Consider the following 15,910-nt stretch of genomic DNA (forward strand, 5'->3'; position numbering starts at 1 on the left):
GGTTGAGAATAACTTTTTGAGTCCTGATGATAGAGACGCAAGAGACAAAGCGCTCGAAGATCAAAAGGCTGGAAGAAACTTAAAGAAAGCCTCTCAAGATATTATTTATTTATCAGACAAAGATGCTCATACCGATAAGTTAGTCGACCTCTATCGTAAGGGAGAATTAGACAGTAAAGGGCAACTTGAATTAACCGAGTACCTTGATGCCATTGGGATACAGCTACAGTTAAGAGGCATGAGCGAAAGCGATGCGAAAAAACAGATAGAAATTATCTTAAAGTATCCTGGTGAGTTTAAAAATGATCGCTCCGCTTATTATGAAGCCTTAGGTCAACTGAGTGCGGAAGAAAAGCATGCATGGCAAGCAGCGATAGGTACGGATGCTTTATTGGCGGGTCTGGGTAGAGCTAGTCAAATAATGCGATTGGCTTTGATTTCAGGCGGGCCATATCAAGCAGGGACAGGGATTGGTCAAGTCATTGAAGGTAATTATACTGACGGTGGAATTAATATTGGACTTGGTTCGTTAGCAGTATTTGGTGGAATTGCTGGCAATAAAGTGGTTGAAAAACCTACGGGTGGTATTATTTCACCTGAAACTACAATAGTTCAGGAAAGCAGTAAGGTTTTAGATAAAAAAACTCATACATCCATTCCTAAGGTAGAAGCAGAATTACTAGATAAAGAAACTGGAAAGATATTTAAAGATACTAACCAAGGAAACAGACCTGATTATTTTTTAGGTGATAAAAGTCGACCAACTTTAATTAACGATAGAATAGAAGCGAAAGTAGAAAAAAATCCTAGCAAATATTTACCAAATGGAAATATAGCTTCTGCTCATGCTGAAGTTGGTACTATTCAGCAAGCGTTCGAAGATGGTATTACAGTTGGTCGAGATATGAATATGAAAGTTACAAAAGAACCTGTATGTGGATACTGTCGTGGAGATATTGCAGCAATGGCAGATAAAGCAGGATTGAAATCTCTAACCGTTTATGAGGAAAGTACTGGAAAAACATTGTATTGGAATCCTGGTATGAAATCATTAAAGGAGAAAAAATAATGTTATTTTCATTGAGCTGGACACTAAACGGTACTGGAGGGAATAGTGAAAATCCTATATGGGATGATATTGAAAAAAAACTTACATTATTAAAAAGTGGATATGGAACCTTAACACTAGATATTCATGATAATGATATCGGCTCACAAATGTTACAAGTAAGGGCTGAGCTAGGTAATTATTTAGTAATGTTAGGTGAGATAATCAATGATGATTATGAAGTTAGAACATACTATGATGAAAAAAGTACTAAAGAAGCAATTTGTATATTAGGTGACTACTGGCCTAAAAATCAAATAACAACTGACTTTTCATTTATTATTCAAGTTGTGTATGAATTTTTTAATACTGGTAATGTACAAAATCATTTATTAATTTAATTTTAATAAAAAGATCCCAGCCCCACACTGGGATCTCTTTAGCCGCCTCAATCCCCCTCAGCCAGCCGGATGATCAACTGTCCGGCTTGGCGAGTGAGGGTATAGTGACTGCCTATCTCAAATTCCATCTCTTTCAGTCACTTACCGCTTAAGCTGAGTTGTGGGCTGGGGTTGGGTTTACCGCGGTTAGGGGCGTAACCCACTGTATACTGTCTGGTTTTGACCACTTCTTCTTTAATCACCCATCCAAATATTGCAAGCCTATCGTGTTATTTCCCTTTCTTTTTTTGTTCAAAAACACCGAACAAACCACCGACAAATACGATTCGAAGCAAAAAGGTGGCAGCTTGTCGGGCAGTATTGGCACAGGGTTGAATACCACGGCATCGGTGAATGTGAATAAAACCGAGATGCACAGTGATTATCAATCGGTGGATAAACAAACGGGTATCAATGCAGGCAAAGGCGGTTTTGATATTACGGTGGGTATATATGAAGTCGCGCCGTTTGTAGGTAAACTCATTTTTATTTTGAATTATTGCAAGAAAAGACATTGTCTGAGATTGACGATATGATTGGCATTACAGGTTTTTACAGCTAGTTGATATCACAGTGATACTGGCTAATTTTAAAAAGATATGTGAGAAATAAACGCTGAATTAATAGTTTTTGGAGTAAAAGTTTATGGACCTTAGTTGGCTGGAAAAAACAAAAAACTATTTAATAAGTCATGAGGGTGGAGATCTCTATTATTTGGTTGAATCATTGATTAAAAGGGAAAAAATAACATATAGACAATTTCTTTATGATGCATCTCATGGCATTAGTAATGGTGAAGGTGAAGGATTCGATTTTGCATTGGATGGTGATTATGATGATCCAAATGACTTTAATTCTGTTGAGTTTTACGTTGGTGGGCTGGAAAGTACCGAAATGACAGTGTCTATTTTTATAGAGTTAATGCAATATATATCAGACAATTATGTCATTGATAATCCTATGGATAAAATATCAGTTGAGAAATCAATGCTAAGAATTAAGCAACGTTATTATAAATTTTTATAAAAAATAATTAATTTATTTTAACCTTCTAGTGAGCGATTTAGTCTGTAGCTAATACTGTCATCCAACTTTGATTACCTAAAAATATCCACATTAGCGTATAAGTAGAAAAATAGATTTATCAGCGTAGGGTGCTATAGTTTATGTGAAGAATATTATCCTTTAGCACAATATGAGAGAGGGACTTATGAGCTTTTTCCAAGAGATTTTAACTAAGGTCTTTAAACCCGCGGATGCCAAAATAGAAAATAGTGCAGACCCTGTTGCTGCAATGACGGAAGCGATTAGAGCCAATATTAATATCAGTAATGATGCTATTTCAGATAATAAAATTGATGCCATAGCTGTGTTAGAAGGCTTGGCAAAAAGTTACCCGCAAAAACTTAATTGGAAAGTGTCTATTGTTGATTTGTTAACATTATTAGGTTTGGATAATAGCTTAACGGCGCGGAAAAAGCTTGCTGCAGAGCTAGGTTATCAAGGTGATACAAGTGATACTGCAACCATGAATGTATGGTTAATTAAAGAAGTGATTAAGCAGTTAGAGCAAGCGGGTGGTAATGTGAATGAGCTCGTGAATCAACTCAAAAAATAAGTCTCAGTGGTGCCGTAGCGTTTTGACTACGGCACGCTTAAAGTCACCATTAAATAAAAATAGTACAGCCTTTATTTCTTAGCGCTTTAATCACTCTTGGTTCCTCTGTAAAGCTATTCCACCGCAAATCGAGTTTAATGAGGTCAGTTAAATTTATTAAACTGTCGGGTAATGTTTGAAGTTTATTGGCACGTAAATCCAAGTATTGGAGAGATAGCATTTCACCTATTGATTCAGGTAGTTGAGTTAACTGATTAAACCTTAAATTTAAAGTATGCAATTTCTTAAGTGCAGATATTGCAGGGGAGATAGTGTGAATTTTATTTTGATTTAGATCCAAAATACGAAGAGAAGATAGGCCCGAAATATTATCCGTAAGCTCTGAAATACAGTTATTCATCAAGTGTATTTCATGCACATTGGATAATTGAGAAAGTGAGCTGGAAAAACGCTCTATTTGGTTATTATACAGACGCAGTTCCTTAAGATTTTTTAACTGAGAAAACCAAGAGGGTATCTGCGTTAACAAGTTATCCGTTGCATTGAAATAAACCAGATTTTTTAACTGAGATAATGAATTTGGTAAAGTGTGAATGCCATTATCGCTCAAATAGAGGAATTGTAATTGATGCAGGTTACCCACTTCATCGGAAATTTCAACAATATGGTTGTGCCCTAAATCTAACATTTTGAGCCGCGTTAACTTTGCTATTTCTGCGGGGATCGATTGAATTTGATTACAAGAAAGATTAAGCACTTTTAGGTTTTCACAGTGAGTTACTCGGTAGGGAAATGCACTGAGATTATTGTTATAGGCGCTTACCAAGCTGTAATCAAAAGGCGCTAAAATAAGCGTATCAATTTCTTCTCGACAGCTTGAATCCAGATTGAGTTCAAACTCAGAGTTGGAATGTTGGTGTAGCATCGCCTTCCTCACTTTAATAGAACGTATTATGTGCAGTTTATCTGTAAAAAATAGAATAATGAACAACATAATAAGATTGAATTGAATGGCCTTTTAAGTCATTAATCATGCTGCTACCTATGATACAGTTTAAGCAATTAATAGGATTCCAATACTAGCCAAGGCGGTTTAGATGCCTAATATTTTATTGTTAGATAGCGAAAGTTTCTCACGCACATTGTATAACCCGCAAGAGCAAGACTCACCCGTTGTTGTTGTCTATTTTTCAGCGTCATGGTGTATCCCTTGCAAAAAGATGAAGCCTGTTTTTGAACAATTGGCGAATCATTTTGAAAAAAGTGCGGTTAAATTCGGTATGGTTGACATCGCTCAGTCCCCCATATTAGCGCCTAAATATGGAATTAAATCTGTCCCAACAATCGCTATTTTTAAAGAGTCTCGATTGATAAAAGTGATTGCGGGAGAGGTTTCTTTCACTCAAGCCGTAGAAACGTTAAACCAAATATTTTGTGTTAATTAGGCGTTCGGTTTAAAGTGGCTTTTTCCTCTTTATAACAATAATAAGCTCATCGTTATGCTGCTATTGATTTTTGAAGGTTTACTGATTGGATGCTTGCTTGGGTTAACAGGGGCGGGCGGTGGTATTTTAGCGGTTCCTGCGTTGATGGCAAGCCAAAATTGGACGGTGGCGCTTGCTGCACCTGTTGGACTTCTAGCAATAACATTAGCTGCTTTTATTGGTGTTATTCAAGGGCTTATTAACAAAACAATACGATATAAAGCCGCTATATGGATAGCGATAGTCAGCATTCCTTTTGCTAAATATGGTATTTTTCTTGCTCAAATAATTACGCCTGTTTGGCTGACTTTAATCTTTAGCTTAGTGATGCTTTATGTTGCATATCGTACTTTTTTTGCTCAAATGGCTGAATTAAATGATGCGCCGTGCCAAATTAGCCAAGAGACGGGGAAGTTTATTTGGAATATAAAAACAGCGTCGATATTAGGTGGTATAGGAATTATTGCAGGGCTTTTAACAGGGGTATTAGGTGTTGGTGGTGGCTTTGTGATTGTTCCTGCGTTACGAAAGGTATCCAATTTAAATATAAAAAGTATTATTGCAACATCATTGATGGTGATTTTTTGTATCGGTAGTGTGAGTGTTTTAATCAATATTTTAAATGGATTTCAATACCCTAAGGAAATTAGCTTAATATTTATCACATCCTGTGTCATTGGTTTACTAATAGGGAGAGTCATCATAAATTATATTTCAATAAAATTAGTTAAAAATATATTTGCAAGCCTAATTATTATTGTTTCTTTTAGCTTAATCTACTCAGTCTTAGATGAGTTAAATGTTTTATGAAATTGTGCTTTAAAGGTAAATGTTAACAAATTAGATTATTCAACTAGCAATTTAACTGTTTTTATATTCTATAGTGTATAACATGATTTTCATATTGACGGATTATTGTATTGTTAGTGAATAAAACGATTTATCTTCACCTTCAATGCGGTATAATGAACAATCGCATTTCATCTTCTCTGATAATAGCTTAAAAGGATTTTTGATTATATCAATCAGGGGGGCACTAAAGGTTGACTAATATAATTATGACAAAACAAGATAGCTCAACAACAATAATTGATATAGCTAAACGTGCAAATGTTACTGATATTACCGTTTCACGTGCATTTAATCATCCCGAAATGGTAAAGAAAGAAACAAGGGATAAAATATTAGCGATTGCTCAAGAACTCAACTATGTTCCCAATCTTTTTGCACGAAATCTGAAAAATAAAAATAGCCGCATAATTGGTGTGGTTACTGACAGTACATTTAACCCTTTCTATGTTGTTCTCATTCAAACCGTTTCTCGTTTAGCAAAAGAGAAAGGGTATCAAGTGATGATTTTTGATTCAGATAGTGATGAAAAAGCGGAGAAAACGGCAATCGAAACACTCGTTAGCTATAAGGCGAGTGGCATTTTACTATCACCAGTGCGTGATGATAAAGACTACCAGCCTAGTTATCTTTCATTAATCGACCAACATAATGTTCCGTTAGTATTTGTCGACCGTGCGATTTATGGCTATGAGAAAAAATATTCTGGGTTATTTTTGAAGAACTTTGAAATTGGTGCATTGACAGGAAAATTCCTTAATGAACAAAATAGCGAAAATACGTTAATTATTTCTGGCCCTAAAAATTCAGAAATCAGCCTGTCTCGTTTGTCAGGAATATATGCAAGCTTTCCAAATAGAAAAAACCTTAATGTCTTATATAGTAGTTATATGTTTAATAAAAAAGATGAAGCGTATTTAAGACAAAAAGTTCAAGATCTATACACTCCAGGCATGTATATTGTTGGGCTAAATGGAATTATTACCGCGGGAATGTATAAAATCATTGCGGAATTAGGGCTATCTTGCCGTTATTTTTCAGTCGATTTACCACCTTATGCAGATACCTATCATTTATCTATTTCTGGTGTTCATCATGATTCCGTTTACCTTGGGGAATTAACCACAGAATTATTATTCTCAGAAATAGAGCGTGATACAAATAAAGGCCATGAAACGAAACAAATTTTTGTTGATGGTAAGCTTGTTATTTATTAATAATATATAATTGCCTCGTTAAGGGGCTCTTTTATCCGATTATCTTTCCTTCATAATACCTTTACTATTTTATATTTCATTTTAATTTGTGATTAAAAAAATCGGTTAATTGACAGTCATAATCTACAGGCAATTAACCGATAAGGTTGAATTATGAAAAATCTAGCGTTTCATTGAGCTAATAAATGTTGCACCCCAGATAATTAAGCCTTTCACAATGTATTGAACGTAAGGGGAAATACCTAGTAAATTCAACCCATTATTTAATACGCCGAGGATCATGGCTCCAATTAATGTACCGATGATCATGCCACGTCCACCCGCAATGGAAGCGCCACCCAAAACCACTGCGGCAATCGCATCTAGTTCAAAGCCGACTCCTGCATTAGGTTGCCCACTCATGACGCGTGATGTAAAAATTAAACCCGCAAATGCAGCAGTAAAACCACTTATTACATACACCAACATTTTGTAGCGTTCAACGCGGATACCACTTAAGCGAGCGGCTTCTTCATTACCACCAATAGCGTAAATATAACGACCAAATGAGACGTGGTTTAAGACGACGTAAAAAATAAGATAAAGGCCAAGCATTAATAAAATTGGCACTTGAATGCCCATTAACTCTTCACGGCCCCAGAAGGCAAATTCTTTGGGTAATCCTGATATTGGATAGCCACCGGTATAAATTAACGCTAAACCTTTCGCAATAATCATCGCGCCTAATGTGACGATAATGGGAGGCATTTTACCGTAAGCGGCTAAAATTCCATTAATAAAACCAAATGCAATCCCTGATAATAAACCCAGAGCAATGGCTGCATATGGATCCATACCATAATATTTCATTAGGCCAGCCATCAAGGTGCCCGATAAAGCCATAACGGCACCAACAGATAAATCAATTCCGCCAGTTAAAATGGCAAACGTCATACCAATAGCAATAATGGCATTAATTGAAACTTGTCGTGCAATGGTGGAAAGGTTATTTACCGTTAAAAAATGCTCATTAAAAATGGACATGCAGGTAAATAAAAGAATTAAACCAACAAGTGGTAAGAATGCAGGTATTTTTGTTAATTTAGAAAAACTAAATTTAGTTTTAGTTAGTGGAATTGCACTTTGATTAGACATAGTCATTATCCTATATAATATTGCCAGCTGCATGTACCATAATCTGAGTTGAGTTAATATCTTCTCCACTTAACTCAGCAGCAATTTCACCATCACGAAAGACCAAAACTCTATCACTTACACCAATAACTTCGGGTAATTCAGAGGAGATCATAATAATGGAGATCCCTTTTTCAGTGAGTGAGCGCATTAGCTGATAAATTTCTGATTTTGCCCCAACATCAATACCTCGAGTGGGTTCATCGAAAATGAGAATTTTGGCTTGTTTATTTAGCCAGCGAGCAATAACAACTTTTTGCTGATTACCACCACTTAATGTGGAAACCGCAGTGTGAGGTTCTGGTGTTTTAACTTTTACTTGAGAAATTAAATCAATAGATAAAGTGAGTTCTTTTTTATTTTGGATTAAAAACAATTTTTGCGCATGGTTATTTAACCAAATATTTTCATTGACTGAGAAAGGTAAAACTAAACCTTGGGTTTTACGGCTTTCAGGTAATAAGCCGATACCTAATTGCAGTGCCGCCGCCGCAGATTTAATTTTGACCTCTTTGCCTTCTAAAGTGACTTTTTTCTTATACGCTTTATCCGCGCCAATCATGGCGAGAATAGTTTCAGTTCTCCCTGAACCAACAAGGCCTGCTAGCCCTAAAATTTCACCTTTTTTCAATTGAAGATGGTTAACAGGGCTATTTGAGAAACGTTGAATTTCAGCGTCAAGAATAATTTCCTGTTGGGAGAATTCGCGCTTATGTGGATAAATATTTTCTACTTCTCGGCCAACCATCATTTCAATAATGACATCTAAGTCTGTTTCATCGACTTTGCGTGATCCAATATATTGCCCGTCACGTAACACGCTGATGGTATCGCATATTTCATAAATCTCTTCTAAGTGATGAGAAATAAAAAACATGCCAACACCTTTAGCTTTTAGATCGCGCATAACATCGAATAAATGATTTGCTTCATTAGGTGTTAATGTTGCAGTCGGCTCATCTAATACCAAAATTTTAGCGTCTAAAGAAAGTGCTTTGGCAATTTCAACAAATTGCTGCTCTGCAATACTTAAATGGATAATGGGTTCATCAATATCAATATTAACACCAAGCTCTGTGAGTAAAGCTTGAGATTTTTGGCGCATAAGTTTTCTATCTAATAAACCAAATTTATTTTTTAATTCACGATTTAAAAAGATATTTTCAAACGCATTTAAATAAGGAATTAGAGAGAATTCTTGGAAAATAATACCTACACCAGCTTTGATAGCATCTCTGTAGTTATGAAAAATATGTTCTTTGCCTTCTATCAGAATTTTTCCACTATCAGGTTTATGAATCCCACATAAAACTTTCATTAGCGTAGATTTACCTGCGCCATTTTCACCTAATAACGCGTGAACCTCACCCTTTTCAAGGGAGAGATTAATATTATCCAACGCCTTAACTCCAGGGAAAGTTTTGCTGACATCTTGTAATGCTAATAATTGCATCATATTGCTTCCCTATATTTCTTAACCGCTTAAAAATGGGTAACAAAGTCATCTGGAATAAAGTGATTCCAATATGCATTTAATTATTAATTGTTATGAGAAGGTATTGCACCCAATACATAGGTACAGGTGCAATACAATTAATGAGTCAATATTCGATTACCAGTGGAAATCTTTCGCATTTGTTTTGTCGATTAATTTAACATCAATCGGAACTTCTTTCGGTACGTTAGCACCCCAATATTTTGCCAAACCCATTGCTAAGCCGATACGAACTTGGTCACGTGGGAACTGTGCAGAAGTTGCGATAAACGGTGAGTTACCTTTCGCAATTTCAGCAACGGCTTCAGGCGAACCATCAACACTGACAAGTTTTACGTCACGGCCTGAAGATTCGATAGCCGCTAATGCACCAAGTGAGCCCACATCGTTAACGCTGAAAATACCATTCAAAGTTGGGTTAGCTTGCAGCATGTTTTCTGTGACATTCATCGCAGTATCACGCTCTTGCTTACCATTCAGCTTAGTAACAATTTTAATATTTGGATATTCTTTCATTGCCGCTTCAAAGCCACGAACACGTTCGAGGATTGGCACAACTGGAATACCATCTAAAATGGCGACTTCACCTTTTCCACCCAGTGCTTCACCTAAGCGTTTACCCGCCATTAAGCCAGCATCGTAGTTTTTAGAACCGACGAAGGAGTCAATTGGGCCATTCGCTTGTGCGTCGATAGCGATAACCACAACCCCCGCTTTTTTCGCTGCCAGTACTGCCGTTTCTGCACCAACACTATCCGCTGGGTTGATTAGCAGGATATCGATTTTTTTCTGTAACATATCTTCGATATCACTGGTTTGTTTCGAGACATCATGCGCCGCATCGGAAATATACAGCTGAGCACCCATATCGCCAGTTGCGCTCTCCAGAGCTTCTTTCATCGTGACGAAATATTCGTTGTTTAATTCTTGAAACGACATGCCAACTGAAACAGGTTTTGCCGTAGCGTTGAACGCCATACCTAAAGTCAGGACACTAGCTGCTACAGCTAACTTTTTGAATTTACTCAACATAAGATGTTCTCCTAAAGAGCGTTTAATTATATGTAGGGTCTTACTCGTCTAGTATTTATTTAAATTATTAATTATTACAAACAGTTAGTGCATGTCTATGGCTTGATGACGACTTTAATTGAGTCGGCAGATTTCGCCATGACAAAGGCTTCTTCCCAATCATCGATGGAGTAGAAGTGGGTAACGATATCATCAGCATTGACTAAGCCACGGCTAAAGAGATCGATAGCAACCTCATAGCTATATGGGCCTAAGTGCGCACCGCGGATATCAAGTTCTTTACGGTCACCAATAATTGACCAGTCAACTGTGGTTTCTTTACCAAATACGCTAAATTCAACGAAACGGCCAAGTTTACGGATCATTTCTAATCCTTGGGTTACGCCAACAGGGGCACCTGTCGCTTCGATATAAACGTCGCAGCCGTAACCTTCCGTCATCTCTTTGACTAACTTGATGGCATCTTCTTTCAGTGGGTTGATCACCACGTCAGCACCAAATTTTTTCGCTAATTCAAGGCGTTCGTCGATAGCATCGATCACGACTAATTTTTTTGGTGTTTTGAGTTTTGCAACTTGGATCATACACAGACCAAGCGGGCCAGCACCTGCAATGACGACGACGTCATTTAAATCAATATCACCACGGCGAACGGTGTGGATGGCACAGGCCATTGGTTCAATTAATGCGGCGTCTTTATCGGAAAGTTCATCTGGGATCTTGTGAATGATAGCGCGCTCAGAAAAACGCATATACTCAGCCATCCCACCATCGGCAACTTCTTTTTGGAAACCGTAGATATCATGGGTTTCACACATCCAGTATTTACCTGATTTACAGAAACGACATTCCCAGCAAGGGACGATTTGTTCTGCGAGGATACGGTCACCCACTTTTAATTTGTATTTTTCAGCGGACCCTTCGCCCAATTCTGCGACTCTGCCATAGAATTCGTGACCAGGTACGACAGGGGCTTTGATCCATGGGTCATCCCCCCAGAACATTTGTGCGCCATCATTGGCTTTGCAGTCACCCGCACAGATCCCACAGCCATCGACTTTAATGACAACTTCTCGAAAGCCAGCTGTAGGTCTTCTAATATTTTCAAAACGATAGTCATGGGGACCATGACAAACAACGGCTTTCATTTTTTCAGGTAGGTTACTCATGTTCTAAAACCTCTTTCTAGTTGTTAGCCCTAATGTTGACGTCAACATTAAGCGTTTTTTTATCTCTAAATGGCTTTAATTTTTACGCTTAACGATAAATTTGGATACGAATGTAAGAAAAATGGTTCTTTAATGTTATAGATAAAATAATTTATTTTTAATATGACGACGTCGTCATTTTTGAAGGTGTAGAGAAGAAAAACTAAGATTTGTGATTTAACTCTTAATTTTAATTGCTTTTAGAGCACCGTCAAAGGGGTGAAAAACGTCAATCATAGGTATCTAACACGATGAAAAATAAGTAATAAAATAAAATTCATTCCTCGTGTTAGGGTTATTAAGAAATGAATATGAAGCCGAGTATAATTATTTTAACTGTTTTCAGAAGTGGATAATTCATGCAAAAACATTTCAGCTCACATTTTTATATGAAAGTTAATTTCATTTTCATTGAATAAGGTGATTAAAAATCGAAAATCAGTATAAATTTTATTTATTAAAAATTATTTTATGGTTAGACATGAAAGTAATAAGTGCTGCAAATTAAATTTTTATCAAGATTGAGTATGAATAAATAAGATTTGAAAGAAAAAAGGCTCTATTCTGTAGAGTATTTAATAAATTCAACTAAGAATAAAGCCAAAAAAATACCAATTAATAACTTCATTTTGTAAGGAAATAGGTGTTTTTATTTATAGTAATGAGTGAGGGATTAGACCTAACTCATCAAGTTAAACAATCATCGGTGCGATAATAAATCCAAAGGCAACCCCAGCAATAATTCCACCTAACCCTGGTAGCATGAAGGGATGGTTTAGAATATATTTTCCGACACGGGTTGAACCTGTGGAGTCAAATTCTATTGCTGCTAATGACGTTGGGTAAGTGGGTAAAACAAACACGCCAGTGACAGCAACGAACGACGCTAAAATAGCCCATGTTGGTACATCCAAAGCAATGGCCAGTGGAATGATTAGTGGTGTTGTTGCCCCTTGGGAGTAGAGCAATGCACAGGTAAAAAACAGTACGACAGCTAACAATATAGGGTAGGCAGATAATACATCCCCTGCGATAGCTTTGATTTGATCCATGTGGGCATCAACAAAAGTGGTGCCTAATGTCACAATTCCCAATATGACAGCAAGAGAGCTCATTCCTGAACGGAACGTTGGTGCTAAAACGATAGAGTTTGGTGATGTTTTACAGAAAATAACCATCAAGCAGGCTGCACTGAGCATGCAGATGATGATGATATCACGGGTACCCATCGGTTTGCCGATATCAAAACCTGGGCGTAATTGAGGGAAAGCTGCCAATATCACAATCGCAACGGTTGCAATAAGAAAAACGACAACTGAAAATTTCTCACGGGTAGTACTTTCGCCTTTTTTCTCTTCGTATTTATGGACTAACCCTTTTTGTAAGCGGTCTAAATAAACTTCATCATCTTCCAATTCACAACCTTGGCGTGACGCAATAAATGCAGCAACCATTGCAGCCACAAAGGATGCAGGTAAACACACTGACATAACAACAATAAAGGTAACGCCATTACCTTCCATAATGGTTAACATTGCCGCCATTGCGGCACTTATCGGAGAACCTGAAATGGCTATTTGTGAAGCAACAACGGAGCCTGCCAGTGTACGAGAAGGGCGGATACCCGAGTCTTTGGCTATTTCAGCAATGACGGGAAGCATTGAAAATACGATAAATCCCGTACCAGCCATAATGGTCATCACCCACGTGGTGATTGGCGCAATAATGTTTAGGTACTTCGGATTTTTACGCATAAATGTACTGGCGAGGCGCACTAAATAGTCCATTCCTCCAGCCGCTTGTAATGCTGATGCAGCGACAACAACGGTCATAATAATTAAAATAACATCAACAGGGGGAGAACCTATTGGCAAACCAAATCCAATGGTTAATACTGCCAACCCCAATCCTCCGCATAAGCCAATACCAATTCCGCCCATGCGTATACCGAAGAAAATAGCACCTAGTACAACAATGATCTCTAGCCAAACCATAATCGTCTCCAATAGACAATATATTGTCATTAGTAATAAAATTTCTAAAATTGATTGTTTTTAATAATGATTAAATATTTACTTTAAATTTTCGGTTATTATTAAATGCGATTTTCCAACTCTATTTTCATACCAATGAATACTAGCCCTAACTAAAGAACCTGTTGAATCTATATAATTATTAGGGTGTTTTTTAACTTCATTGGCTAAAATAACAGGGACTTCAGTACAACCTAAAATAATGACTTCAGCTCCACGTGAAAATAATAATTCAGCTTGCGACTTCATAATTTCTTCTGCTGCATCTTTATTTCCAGATTTTAATAAATAAATGCTTTTCATGACTAATTTCTGGCTTTCTTCATCGGGAGTGATGCAGTTTAATTTTTTTTGTTCAATACTTTTTTGATAAAGCCCCATATACATAGTTGCGTTAGTTGCTAATAAGCCAATATTTTTTTTCTTAGTTAGTAGAACCTCTTGCATGGTGGTTTCAACAATACTCAGCATATCCACATGGCAAGTATTTTTTAGTTCATCGAACCAAAAATGTGCAGTATTACAAGGGATAACAATGCATTCTGCCCCTGCATCTTCAAGTTTCTTTAAGTAATTAGTCATTAAAGGGAGTGGTGAAACTCCGTGATTTAGCAATGCTTCTGTACGATCTGGAATATCAGGAATAGATGAAATAATTAATGGAATATGTTCTTGGTCTTTATTAGCAATAGTATATGTTACAAATTTATTAAATAAATCGACGGTTGCTGCTGGACCCATTCCACCTAATACACCAATTAAACCTTTCATTATTACGCTCCTGCGATTTTTATCTTTTTTGATTTAAGATAAATTAAACGCGATATTGCTTAACTTATTTAACATGAGATACATTATTTAATTAATTATTAACGATTACTTCTAATTAATCGGTGTCTAATTTTTAGCAATGTTTTTTAGGTAAGAGAAATGCAAGTAAGTATGGGATGATGCAAGATATGCATTAAGATTTTAATGTTAACTCGAAGGAGCTCAATGAAATGAAAGGCAAAGCCTGAATATAATTGGCTTTGACGATAATGCTCTAGTTAATAGAAAATAAATTTTGATTTTTATTAATGTTTAAAACGATAACCTTATGCATAATACAAATAATAGACATACAATCCATGAATGATAATTTAACTGACAGTTAACTAAATATACCAATAAGAATATCATTATTATTTTATACGCGTCATCCTTCAAGCTGCATGGCTGTTGACTGCATTCAGATAGCCGAATCACATACTTTTGTATGCTCATCGGTCTATCTTCACTTGTCGCCTACATGCAACTCGAATGATTTAGCGTATATATTTTAACAGCGAGTCTGCTTAAGGCTTAATAACATGAAAAATATAGAAACAAAGTGGTTGTACGATTTTTTAACCTTGGAATCTTGTCGACATTTCTCCCATGCTGCTGAGCAGAGAAATATTTCTCAACCCGCTTTTAGTCGGCGTATTAAAGCGTTAGAGGAGGCGATCGGTGTCGAATTGTTTGATAGAACCACGTCCCCCTTGCAGTTGTCTGAAGAAGGCAAAGTTTTTCATTCTCAAGCCCGTAGCTTGTTGCAGCAATTAGAGTGTAATTTAAATGAACTCTCTGGGCATAATATTTTAAGTTTACCTAATATTAAAATTGCGGCGGCACATTCTTTATCATTAACACTGCTACCCAAACTAGTTCACGCATTGTCTGGTTTCGGGGAAGAATTTGTCTATCATGTTGAAGCCATTGACGTGGTACAGGTGGTTAATGCACTAAGAGAAGGGAAAAGTGATTTTATCATCTCATTTTATGATGAGGATTTAATGCAATCGCCATTTTCCTGCTTGAATGTTTTTGAGTCTGAGCTTTACCCTATCTGTGCCGCAGATGAATTTGGTAAACCGTTATTCGATATTTACCAACCCCAAGTTCCCTTGTTGAATTATACGAGTGCTTCTTATATGGGGCGGTTAGTTAATCGCAGGTTAAGCGAGTTCGGTGCAATTAGTTCAAAAACGTTGTTTATGTCTTCCATGAGTGAATTATTGAAAAATATGGCATTGGATGGTCATGGCATCGCATGGCTGCCGATTTACTCTGTGGTCAATGAGCTGAAAGAAAAGAAATTGGTTTGTCTTGATACCCCAGAATTGACGATTCCAATTCAAGCTTACATTTACCGTATGGACACTCGCTTAAATAAAACCGCAGAGGATTTTTGGCGTATTTTGAAGAAAAATATTCCAGAGGATTTAAAGCATTTGTAAAACTTAATAGAAATCCTATAACGAGAAAACCCGCTTTAGTCGCGGGTTTTGT

General features: G+C 36.8%; 16 protein-coding genes. 9 read left to right on the forward strand and 7 right to left on the reverse strand.

Annotation, left to right across the window (positions count from 1 at the left end):
* The 5 genes from PR808_RS17595 to PR808_RS17615 all read left to right on the forward strand — a co-directional run.
* Positions 1-1,069: cytidine deaminase-like fold-containing protein (locus PR808_RS17595; protein WP_272539806.1), on the forward strand; the 1,069-nt coding region annotated here is incomplete at its 5' end.
* Positions 1,069-1,449, forward strand: coding sequence for a DUF6911 family protein (locus PR808_RS17600; RefSeq protein WP_272539807.1), 381 nt, complete (start codon positions 1,069-1,071; stop codon positions 1,447-1,449). The genes PR808_RS17595 and PR808_RS17600, both read left to right, overlap by 1 nt.
* A gap of 347 nt (positions 1,450-1,796) precedes the next feature.
* On the forward strand, positions 1,797-2,024 hold the full coding sequence (locus PR808_RS17605) for a hypothetical protein (RefSeq protein ID WP_272539808.1): 228 nt from the start codon (positions 1,797-1,799) through the stop codon (positions 2,022-2,024).
* 109 nt (positions 2,025-2,133) lie between these two features.
* Positions 2,134-2,514, forward strand: a complete 381-nt coding sequence (locus PR808_RS17610; RefSeq protein ID WP_272539809.1) for a hypothetical protein — start codon at positions 2,134-2,136, stop codon at positions 2,512-2,514.
* 184 nt (positions 2,515-2,698) lie between these two features.
* Positions 2,699-3,106: a DUF3597 domain-containing protein gene (locus PR808_RS17615; protein WP_206084705.1), complete on the forward strand. Its 408-nt coding sequence runs from the start codon at positions 2,699-2,701 to the stop codon at positions 3,104-3,106.
* 49 nt (positions 3,107-3,155) lie between these two features.
* Here PR808_RS17615 and PR808_RS17620 read toward each other — a convergent pair whose 3' ends face one another.
* Entirely contained in the window at positions 3,156-4,031 is an 876-nt protein-coding gene (locus PR808_RS17620) for a leucine-rich repeat domain-containing protein (RefSeq protein ID WP_272539810.1), read from the reverse strand.
* Positions 4,032-4,203: 172 nt separating this feature from the next.
* On the opposite strand from PR808_RS17620, the gene PR808_RS17625 reads away from it, so the two are divergent.
* From PR808_RS17625 to PR808_RS17635, 3 genes are all read left to right on the forward strand, one after another.
* Positions 4,204-4,551, forward strand: a complete 348-nt coding sequence (locus PR808_RS17625; protein ID WP_272539811.1) for a thioredoxin family protein — start codon at positions 4,204-4,206, stop codon at positions 4,549-4,551.
* Positions 4,552-4,605: 54 nt separating this feature from the next.
* Positions 4,606-5,400 carry a sulfite exporter TauE/SafE family protein gene (locus PR808_RS17630; RefSeq protein WP_272539812.1) on the forward strand — a complete coding sequence of 265 codons (795 nt, stop codon included), beginning with the start codon at positions 4,606-4,608 and terminating at the stop codon, positions 5,398-5,400.
* Positions 5,401-5,648: 248 nt separating this feature from the next.
* The gene (locus PR808_RS17635; RefSeq protein WP_206084709.1) at positions 5,649-6,656 is read left to right on the forward strand and encodes a LacI family DNA-binding transcriptional regulator; all 1,008 of its coding nucleotides are present in this window, start codon (positions 5,649-5,651) and stop codon (positions 6,654-6,656) included.
* Between the two features lie 162 nt (positions 6,657-6,818).
* On the opposite strand, the gene PR808_RS17640 is transcribed toward PR808_RS17635, so the two are convergent.
* The 6 genes from PR808_RS17640 to PR808_RS17665 form a co-directional block, all read right to left on the reverse strand.
* Positions 6,819-7,796 (reverse strand): ABC transporter permease, encoded by a 978-nt coding sequence (locus PR808_RS17640; protein ID WP_375084037.1) that lies wholly within the window; start codon positions 7,794-7,796, stop codon positions 6,819-6,821.
* A gap of 4 nt (positions 7,797-7,800) precedes the next feature.
* Positions 7,801-9,285, reverse strand: a complete 1,485-nt coding sequence (locus tag PR808_RS17645) for a sugar ABC transporter ATP-binding protein (RefSeq protein WP_272539813.1) — start codon at positions 9,283-9,285, stop codon at positions 7,801-7,803.
* A 156-nt stretch (positions 9,286-9,441) separates the two neighbouring features.
* Positions 9,442-10,302: an ABC transporter substrate-binding protein gene (locus tag PR808_RS17650; RefSeq protein WP_370661211.1), complete on the reverse strand. Its 861-nt coding sequence runs from the start codon at positions 10,300-10,302 to the stop codon at positions 9,442-9,444.
* A gap of 149 nt (positions 10,303-10,451) precedes the next feature.
* Positions 10,452-11,525: a zinc-binding dehydrogenase gene (locus tag PR808_RS17655; protein WP_206084712.1), complete on the reverse strand. Its 1,074-nt coding sequence runs from the start codon at positions 11,523-11,525 to the stop codon at positions 10,452-10,454.
* Positions 11,526-12,256: 731 nt separating this feature from the next.
* The gene (locus PR808_RS17660; protein ID WP_206084713.1) at positions 12,257-13,558 is read right to left on the reverse strand and encodes an anaerobic C4-dicarboxylate transporter; all 1,302 of its coding nucleotides are present in this window, start codon (positions 13,556-13,558) and stop codon (positions 12,257-12,259) included.
* Positions 13,559-13,636: 78 nt separating this feature from the next.
* Complete coding sequence (locus PR808_RS17665) at positions 13,637-14,368, reverse strand: aspartate/glutamate racemase family protein (protein WP_272539814.1); 732 nt, start codon at positions 14,366-14,368, stop codon at positions 13,637-13,639.
* 581 nt (positions 14,369-14,949) lie between these two features.
* Here PR808_RS17665 and hypT point away from each other — a divergent pair.
* On the forward strand, positions 14,950-15,858 hold the full coding sequence (gene hypT / locus PR808_RS17670; RefSeq protein WP_206084715.1) for a hypochlorite stress DNA-binding transcriptional regulator HypT: 909 nt from the start codon (positions 14,950-14,952) through the stop codon (positions 15,856-15,858).
* Positions 15,859-15,910: the final 52 nt, after the last annotated feature.

This window comes from Providencia sp. PROV197, assembly GCF_028479625.1.
Lineage (GTDB): Bacteria > Pseudomonadota > Gammaproteobacteria > Enterobacterales > Enterobacteriaceae > Providencia > Providencia vermicola.

What these genes read in the sequence shown, in the direction of transcription:
- PR808_RS17600 (WP_272539807.1), top strand. Translation starts at nt 1,069, where the DNA reads ATGTTATTTTCATTGAGCTGGACACTAAACGGTACTGGAGGGAATAGT.
- PR808_RS17610 (WP_272539809.1), top strand. Translation starts at nt 2,134, where the DNA reads ATGGACCTTAGTTGGCTGGAAAAAACAAAAAACTATTTAATAAGTCAT.
- PR808_RS17615 (WP_206084705.1), top strand. Translation starts at nt 2,699, where the DNA reads ATGAGCTTTTTCCAAGAGATTTTAACTAAGGTCTTTAAACCCGCGGAT.
- PR808_RS17620 (WP_272539810.1), bottom strand. Translation starts at nt 4,031, where the DNA reads ATGCTACACCAACATTCCAACTCTGAGTTTGAACTCAATCTGGATTCA.
- PR808_RS17625 (WP_272539811.1), top strand. Translation starts at nt 4,204, where the DNA reads ATGCCTAATATTTTATTGTTAGATAGCGAAAGTTTCTCACGCACATTG.
- PR808_RS17630 (WP_272539812.1), top strand. Translation starts at nt 4,606, where the DNA reads ATGCTGCTATTGATTTTTGAAGGTTTACTGATTGGATGCTTGCTTGGG.
- PR808_RS17635 (WP_206084709.1), top strand. Translation starts at nt 5,649, where the DNA reads ATGACAAAACAAGATAGCTCAACAACAATAATTGATATAGCTAAACGT.
- PR808_RS17640 (WP_375084037.1), bottom strand. Translation starts at nt 7,796, where the DNA reads ATGACTATGTCTAATCAAAGTGCAATTCCACTAACTAAAACTAAATTT.
- PR808_RS17645 (WP_272539813.1), bottom strand. Translation starts at nt 9,285, where the DNA reads ATGATGCAATTATTAGCATTACAAGATGTCAGCAAAACTTTCCCTGGA.
- PR808_RS17650 (WP_370661211.1), bottom strand. Translation starts at nt 10,302, where the DNA reads ATGGCGTTCAACGCTACGGCAAAACCTGTTTCAGTTGGCATGTCGTTT.
- PR808_RS17655 (WP_206084712.1), bottom strand. Translation starts at nt 11,525, where the DNA reads ATGAGTAACCTACCTGAAAAAATGAAAGCCGTTGTTTGTCATGGTCCC.
- PR808_RS17660 (WP_206084713.1), bottom strand. Translation starts at nt 13,558, where the DNA reads ATGGTTTGGCTAGAGATCATTGTTGTACTAGGTGCTATTTTCTTCGGT.
- PR808_RS17665 (WP_272539814.1), bottom strand. Translation starts at nt 14,368, where the DNA reads ATGAAAGGTTTAATTGGTGTATTAGGTGGAATGGGTCCAGCAGCAACC.
- hypT (WP_206084715.1), top strand. Translation starts at nt 14,950, where the DNA reads ATGAAAAATATAGAAACAAAGTGGTTGTACGATTTTTTAACCTTGGAA.